Origin of the sequence: Heyndrickxia shackletonii (assembly GCF_001420715.1) — a bacterium.
Classification (GTDB): domain Bacteria; phylum Bacillota; class Bacilli; order Bacillales; family Bacillaceae_C; genus Margalitia; species Margalitia shackletonii.
Map to the genome: position 1 here is coordinate 964,376 of NZ_LJJC01000004.1, position 7,468 is coordinate 971,843.

Below are 7,468 nucleotides of genomic sequence, written 5' to 3' on the forward strand. Positions count from 1 at the left end.
AAAAGATGGAGTTTCATCAACACTTTTCAACGATCGATACCCATACTGCAGGAGAACCGTTAAGGATAATAATCAGTGGGGTTCCCGATATTAAAGGAAATACCATGTTAGAAAAGAGACAATATTTTACGGAAAATCTTGATCATATCCGGCAGATCCTTATGTATGAACCACGGGGACATCATGGAATGTATGGGTGTATTGTTACACCACCCGTTAGTGAGAAAGCTGAGTTTGGTGTTCTTTTTATGCATAATGAGGGTTTAAGTACGATGTGTGGACATGGAATTATAGCGGTGGTTACGGCTTTAGTTGAAACAGGGAGACTTCACATATCACCGGAAAAAGAGACTATTTTGATAGATTCTCCTGCCGGCTTAATTACAGCAAAGGTCTATTTTGAAAATAATGAGGTTCAGTCAGTAGCATTTTTGAATGTGCCTTCTTTTGTATATAAAAAAAATTTAGTCCTTACTGTTGGGAATAGAGAATGTCAAATTGACGTCGCATACGGAGGAGCATTCTATGCGATTGTCACAGCTAGTGATTTTTCCCTCTCATTAAATATTGAACAATTGCCCATGATTCAAAAGACAGCAAAACAGATTAAAGAGGCCATTGAAGACAAGCTTATGGTACAGCATCCACTAGAAGACGGAATTTCAGGAATATACGGTGTGATTTTTACAGATAAAGCTCATCGCCCAAATTCAGATTTACGAAGTGTAACTGTATTTGCCGACCAGCAAATTGATCGTTCACCGTGCGGGACAGGAACATCTGCCCTATTGGCCAGTCTTTATGAAAGTGGAAGATTAGCAGAAAATGATTTATTTGTAAATGAAAGCATTGTTGGAAGTCAATTAAGTGGTAAATGTGTAGGAAAAACAATGATAAAAGACTATCAAGCTATTATTACAGAAATTAATGGAAGGGCTTTCGTTACGGGGCTTCATCAGTTTTTTGTAGACCCGAGTGATCCGCTTGCCGACGGGTTTCTATTAAAATAAATAACCATTAAAAATAAGGAGGAAGATCAACATGTTTAAGGAATTTAAAGGAGCTTATCCTGTCATTATTACCCCAATGAATAGTCAGGAGGAAATCGATTGGGAAGGTTTAAAAAGGAATATTGAGCATTTCATCAGTGAAGGTGTCGCTGGGCTTGTTATTAATGGAAGCACAGGTGAATTTGTGAGCTTATCAAAATCAGAACGTTTTAAAGTTGTTGAAACGGCCGTTGCTCAAATCAAAGGTCGTATTCCGCTGCTTGTAGGCACAGCTGCAGAAACGACGAAAGAAGCCATCGAATATACACAGCAAGCCGAAGCTGCAGGAGCAAGCGGTGCCCTATTAATAAATTCTTATTATGCTCACCCAAAGGAAGAAGAAATCTATGAACATTTCAAAGCAGTAGCAGGGGCAGTTAATTTTCCCATTATGATTTATAACAACCCATTTACATCGGGTGTGGACATTAGTACAGAAACAATTCTCCGCGTTGGCCGTGACATTCATAATATCACTCATGTGAAAGAATCTAGCGGTGACATCCGTAAAGTCCGGGATATTTCCAGACAAGGAAAGGGCTTCATCAAAACATTCTGCGGCTCCGATGATTTAGTATTAGAATCCTTCTTAGTTGGTGCGACAGGATGGATATCAGTAGCTGGAAATGCAGCACCAAAATTAGTTACTAATCTTTTTGATGCAGTAGAAAACAAGGAGCTAGAGAAAGCCTGGGAGTTGTACGATAAAATTCTGCCTCTTTGCCGTTTTATCGAAGAGTCCGGAAAGTACGTGCAAATCATTAAACGCGTAATGGATTTGAAAGGCTTAGCTGGAGGACCTTCGCGCAAACCACGTTTGCCATTAACACCTGAAGAAGATGCAAAACTACAAGGTATATTAGAAAGTTTATTCGTCATACAAAAATAAAGCCATTTTATAGAGAAGGTGTCGAAGCTTCTTCTCTTTTGACAGAAGATTTTTGTCTGCTTTAGGTCAAATGACGTCCAAAGTGGAAGTTAAAGTTAAACTTCCACTTTATTGCATCATTTTTTGTCATAGCATGAACAAGGGCTTTACGCTTTTGTTGCTACACCTGCAATGGACAAGACTTTGAAATATTATGAAGAGTATACGGGATAACTGTCTTTAATAAGCTAGAGTTTGACTATATGGTGGAGGATAGAAAGGATCTTCCACTGATTGCCATTTATAATCACCAATCCATTTCATTATTAAAGGGGCGATGAACATGTCAACACAAGGGAAATTTAAACGACAGCTTTCTCTGTCAGATCTTACTTTTATAGGGTTTGGAGCGATCTTTGGTTCAGGGTGGCTTTTTTCCGCCAGTCATGTCGGAGCACTTGCGGGACCTTCGGGAATCCTTTCATGGGTTATCGGTGGAATAGCCATTCTATTATTGGGACTAGTTTATTGTGAGCTTGGCGCTGCCATACCTAGAGCTGGTGGCGTGGTTCGTTATCCTGTCTATTCCCACGGTCCGCTTATGGGGTATCTTATCGGGTTTATTACTTTGATTGCTTATTCAAGTCTTATAGCGATTGAAGTAGAGGCGGCACGACAATATGCGGCAGCCTGGTGGCCAAGTTTAACAAAAACGGGATCAAGCTTACCAACGATGTCCGGTTGGATTGTACAATTTGCGTTATTATGTATTTTCTTTCTTCTTAATTATTGGAGTATAAAAACCTTTGCGAAGTCCAATACAATTGTCACTATCTTTAAATTTTTAGTTCCAGCACTAACCATTGTTGTTTTGTTAACACAATTGAAATCAGCGAACTTTACTATTCATGGATTTGCACCATCAGGTTTCTTTGGTATCGAATCTGCCATCTCTACTGGAGGAGTAATTTTTGCTTATTTAGGATTAACCCCTATTGTTTCGGTTGCAAGTGAAGCAAAAAATCCACAGCGAACCATTCCAATCGCTTTGATATTGTCTGTAGTTCTCTCGACAATCGTCTATGTACTGTTGCAGGTAGCCTTTTTAGGAAGTATTCCTACAAATATGCTAACAGGCGGCTGGTCAGGAGTTGGGAAGGAATTTAGTCTTCCATTCAAGGATATAGCAGCTGTATTAGGACTTGGATGGCTCGTGTACTTTATTGTATCAGATGCCATTATTTCTCCCAGCGGGACAGGAAACATTTATATGTCTACGACCCCACGTGTAGTGTACGGATGGGCCCGCAGTGGAACTTTGTTTAAAATTTTTACTAAAGTTGATGAAAAATCAGGAATTCCGCGTCCAGCAGTTTGGTTATCCTTTATTTTGTCCGTCTTCTGGACATTGCCATTTCCGTCTTGGGAGGCCTTAATCAGTGTTGTTTCAGCAGCTCTCGTCTTAAGCTATGCGATCGCTCCTATTGCGGCTGCATCTTTCCGTCGTAATGCACCTGATTTACCACGTCCATTTTATTTAAAGGGTATGGTTATTCTTGGTCCCCTTTCGTTTATTATTGCAACCTTAATCGTGTACTGGTCCGGTTGGAAAACGATTTCCTGGCTCCTTGGTTCACAAATTGTTATGTTCATTATCTATTTATTCTTTAAAAAATGGGTACCTACTAAGACTGTTAGCTTCAAACAACAAGTCAAATCATCCATGTGGCTGGTCTTTTACTATGCATCCATCATTGTTATTTCCTATTTTGGACTTTTCGGAGGCACGGAAGCTATAAAACATCCTTGGGATCTGCTTATAGTAGTCGTAATTTCTATCATTACATATTACTGGGGAAGTCGAACAGGTCTTCCAAAGGCGGTATTCGATGATGATGCTGTAGATATTTCGGAGGAACTGCATTCCACAAAAAATGCTGGCTAAACGAGTTGTGAGAAACATTTTGTCATTTTAATATGTCCACCCCTTTCCATGCAGGGAAAGGGGGCACAGTTTTTTAATGGGTCAAGGGACCTGTCCCTGATATCCAATTAAAATTCCTCATAAGTGGCTGGATCCTGATCCCTCATTCTTCCATCAGGGCGTGTTATTCCTGAAATCTCCGCCATTTCTGCTGCATCTAAGGCAAAATCAAATATTGAAATATTTTCAAGCTGACGAACAGGAGATGCTGATTTCGGAATGGCAATGGCACCGAGCTGGTAATGCCAGCGTAAAATAATTTGTGAGATTGATTTGTTGTGATGCTCCGCAATTTTTTGCAGAGTGTCGTTTTTTAAGACTTCATTTGCACGGGCTAATGGACTCCAAGACTCTGTCGCAATATCATTCTCTTCATGCCATTTTCTTTGCTCTTCCTGGTTAAAAAATGGGTGTAATTCTATCTGATTAATACTTGGCAAAACACCAGTTTCCTTTTTTAACCGTTCCAAATGTTCCGGTAAAAAGTTGCAAACCCCGATTGAACGGATTAACCCCCATTTTTTTGCGTCGATTAAAGCTTGCCAAGCTTCTACATAGTGATCCTGTTGGGGATTTGGCCAGTGAATCAGATATAGATCATAATAATCAAGATTCGCGCGATATAACGATTCTTGAATAGTCACGACCGCTTTGTCATATGTATGGTAGCGACCGGGCAATTTTGACGTAATGAGTAAATCTTTTCTTGGAACCGTACTCCTTCTAATGGCTTCTCCGACGGCTCCTTCATTTTCATAATTATAAGCAGTATCAATGAGTCTATAACCTAAATCAATGGCGCTTTTTATCGCGTTGGCACCTTCATTTCCCTTTAGACTATATGTACCAAAACCAATAGCCGGTATTCTCAATCCGTCATGAAGCGTTATTTCCGGAATTTCTATACCCATGAAAATCACTCCTTTCTAAGATATTTTAAGAGTAGCATATATTTTGAGATAATTCATAAATTCAGTTTTATATAGGAAAAAAGGTTCTTTCTCCTCAAATCCAAGTCATTTCTTTATAATGTAGGTTATTGAATAAATCTAAGAAAAAGAGTGATCCGTTTGATCTCTAACAAAATATTAAAAAGCAAATCAAGCTTACAATACCGTAATATGCGAATAGTGTATTTAGTAGCTGTCGGCATCACCATTGTATTGGGTCTTGCCTCTAGGAAATTCAGTTATCTTCTTCCGTTATTTGTTGCACGTAACGCAGGGGACGCGCTTTGGGCAATGATGGTCTATTTCGGCTTCCGTTTATTACTTGTGCGGAAGAGCTTGTTCCTAGCATTTTGTCTCAGTATTTTTTTTAGTTTCGGAATCGAGTTTAGCCAGCTATACCAGGCAGACTGGATTAATCAAATCCGTAATACCATACTCGGAGCATTAATTTTAGGCAAAGGGTTTCTAATAATGGATTTAATTCGGTATTCAGAAGGAATTTTGATTGCCGTGTTGCTGGACAAAATGGCACAGATGTATAGATGATAAGGTTTAAATACGTTATATGAAATTTTGTACAGCTTTTTACCCTTGTAAAGGTAGTTACCAATTGTTGGATAAAATTCAATGATTTTGGTATAGTGGAGGAGAGATTAAGTTAAACATAAGATTCATATGATAACTTGTTTAAGTATCCCTTCGCCCAGGTCAGAAATGCTTTGCTCTACTGGCTTTTAATCTATTAAACAATGATTTCAATTATGTGAGAGGTGAAGAGCTGTGCGAAAATTACCTATTATTATTAGTATTATTGTGATGGTAATCATTGTCGCATTAGGTGGCATTTACTATTATCAGTCAACGCATTTCAATGCAAACATCACGATTAATAATACAAAAGTTGGTGGATTGACAGCTGAAAAAGCAATAAAAAAATTGAAAACAACTGTCATGAAAAATGATGTCTATGTTGGTAATAAGCTTATTTTTAATGGAAAAAACACGAAGACTGGTTTTACAGATGAAAATTTGCCGGAACTCAAGAAAATATTAAAGACGCAGCAAACGTTTTTTCCTTCGTCACGGGAAAAAAATTATTCGCTGTTACCAATAAACTTGGATCAATATCGCAACCAAACGATGAAACAGAAGGTAGAAGAAAAGCTTGTTTCGATGAATAAAAGCTTAAAAGCACCGAAAGACGCTCAAGTCCAATTGAAGCAAGGGAAAATGATTGTCTCCAAAAGCGAAGCTGGTAATCAGTATGACGTTGCAACATTATTAAAGGACTACAGTAAGCATGAATATAGTAGTGTAATCCATTTAAAAGTCGCATATTTGCAGCCTATCAAAGCGGACAGTGCGATTGTAAAAGAGCAAAAGAAAAAGCTGCAGGAACTCATGCAGCGAAACGTCGACTATAAGGTTCAGAACAAAATATATTCCTTTAATGGTCAAGATGTAATTAAAAATGCAACGATATCAAAGGATTTGAAGGTTACGATCGATCCAAGTGATATTCAAAATAAAATAGCTGAAATTAATCGTACTCAATCAACTCTACATAAAAATTACACTTTTAAAACTCATTCAGGGAAAGTGATATCGGTAAAAGGGGAATCCTATGGATGGTCCATCAATGTTGTCGAAGAATCGAAACGCATTCAAGCTGCACTTGAAAAAGGGAAAAAGTCGATTCTTGCATATAATGTTTATGGAATTGGTTGGAACACATATGGCGTAGGCTATCATACGACAGCAAACAATGGGATAGGCAACACCTATGCTGAAGTTTCGATAAAAGATCAACGTATTTGGATTTATAAAGATGGAAAGCTTAAGGTCACTACCCACGTTGTCACTGGTAGACATGATACCAATGAAGATACACCAAAAGGTGTATGGTATATTATGTATAAAAAATCTCCATCCGTACTTAGAGGAAGTGAAGTAGGTAATCCGAATTATTCTATTAAAGTCAACTATTGGGCACCTTTTACCAATAGCGGCTGCGGATTCCACGATGCGTACTGGCGGACAAATTGGGCTAGTGATGCCTACCTTCATTATGGATCAGGCGGTTGCGTTAACACACCGCCAAGCGTCATGAAAACGGTCTATGACAATCTTGAACAAAACGAGCCGGTTATTATTTATTAAGCTGATTGCTATTTTAAGCTCAACACACATGTTTTTATACATGTGTGTTCAGATTGTAGACAAAAGGGGTTCGGAATGGTCACATTCCGAACCCCTTTTGATTTTGTTCTTACTTTTTTACCTTTTTGGGTGTATGCTGACCTCTCTCATCCTCATCTACTAGGCCATTTCCGGACCTTTCCATATCCAGTTGGCCATTTTCTTCAAATTCATGGCAGCGAAAGTAAGCATCGCCTGCATCGACAATTTTTTAAGTCCCCTTAACGTTGTCCAACGCATACCATGCTTTTCTTTTGCGTCTGCAAATACACGCTCAATCGTTTCTTTGCGTTTCGCATATATCGTTTTTACCTCTTTGTGATGACGAAGATGATCTGCTTCCTCAAGGTACTCTTGCCAAATATGACGAGTCACTACTTTTTGATGATCCTTACTCAATATTATGAAGAGTATACGG

Annotated in this window: 7 protein-coding genes; 5 read left to right on the forward strand and 2 right to left on the reverse strand. The window is 38.6% G+C overall.

All coding sequences use genetic code 11. The annotated features are described in order from the left end of the window. The first annotated feature begins 5 nt into the window (after positions 1–5). The 3 genes from AN964_RS04695 to AN964_RS04705 all read left to right on the forward strand — a co-directional run bounded on the left by AN964_RS04695 (position 6) and on the right by AN964_RS04705 (position 3,862). Complete coding sequence (locus tag AN964_RS04695) at positions 6–1,010, forward strand: proline racemase family protein (protein WP_055738592.1); 1,005 nt, start codon at positions 6–8, stop codon at positions 1,008–1,010. A gap of 31 nt (positions 1,011–1,041) precedes the next feature. Beyond that, positions 1,042–1,938 (forward strand): 4-hydroxy-tetrahydrodipicolinate synthase, encoded by an 897-nt coding sequence (gene dapA, locus AN964_RS04700; protein WP_055738593.1) that lies wholly within the window; start codon positions 1,042–1,044, stop codon positions 1,936–1,938. Positions 1,939–2,260: 322 nt separating this feature from the next. Beyond that, complete coding sequence (locus tag AN964_RS04705) at positions 2,261–3,862, forward strand: APC family permease (RefSeq protein WP_055738594.1); 1,602 nt, start codon at positions 2,261–2,263, stop codon at positions 3,860–3,862. 107 nt (positions 3,863–3,969) lie between these two features. Here AN964_RS04705 and AN964_RS04710 read toward each other — a convergent pair whose 3' ends face one another. After that, complete coding sequence (locus tag AN964_RS04710; RefSeq protein ID WP_055738595.1) at positions 3,970–4,812, reverse strand: aldo/keto reductase; 843 nt, start codon at positions 4,810–4,812, stop codon at positions 3,970–3,972. Positions 4,813–5,022: 210 nt separating this feature from the next. On the opposite strand from AN964_RS04710, the gene AN964_RS04715 reads away from it, so the two are divergent. Both AN964_RS04715 and AN964_RS04720 read left to right on the forward strand, forming a co-directional pair. Further along, entirely contained in the window at positions 5,023–5,397 is a 375-nt protein-coding gene (locus AN964_RS04715; RefSeq protein ID WP_055741140.1) for a ribosomal maturation YjgA family protein, read from the forward strand. 270 nt (positions 5,398–5,667) lie between these two features. Further along, positions 5,668–7,011: a L,D-transpeptidase family protein gene (locus tag AN964_RS04720; protein ID WP_083489422.1), complete on the forward strand. Its 1,344-nt coding sequence runs from the start codon at positions 5,668–5,670 to the stop codon at positions 7,009–7,011. Positions 7,012–7,170: 159 nt separating this feature from the next. Here the strand turns inward: AN964_RS04720 and AN964_RS04725 are convergent. Next, the coding region (locus AN964_RS04725; RefSeq protein ID WP_152982413.1) for a transposase at positions 7,171–7,468 on the reverse strand (298 nt) is incomplete at its 5' end.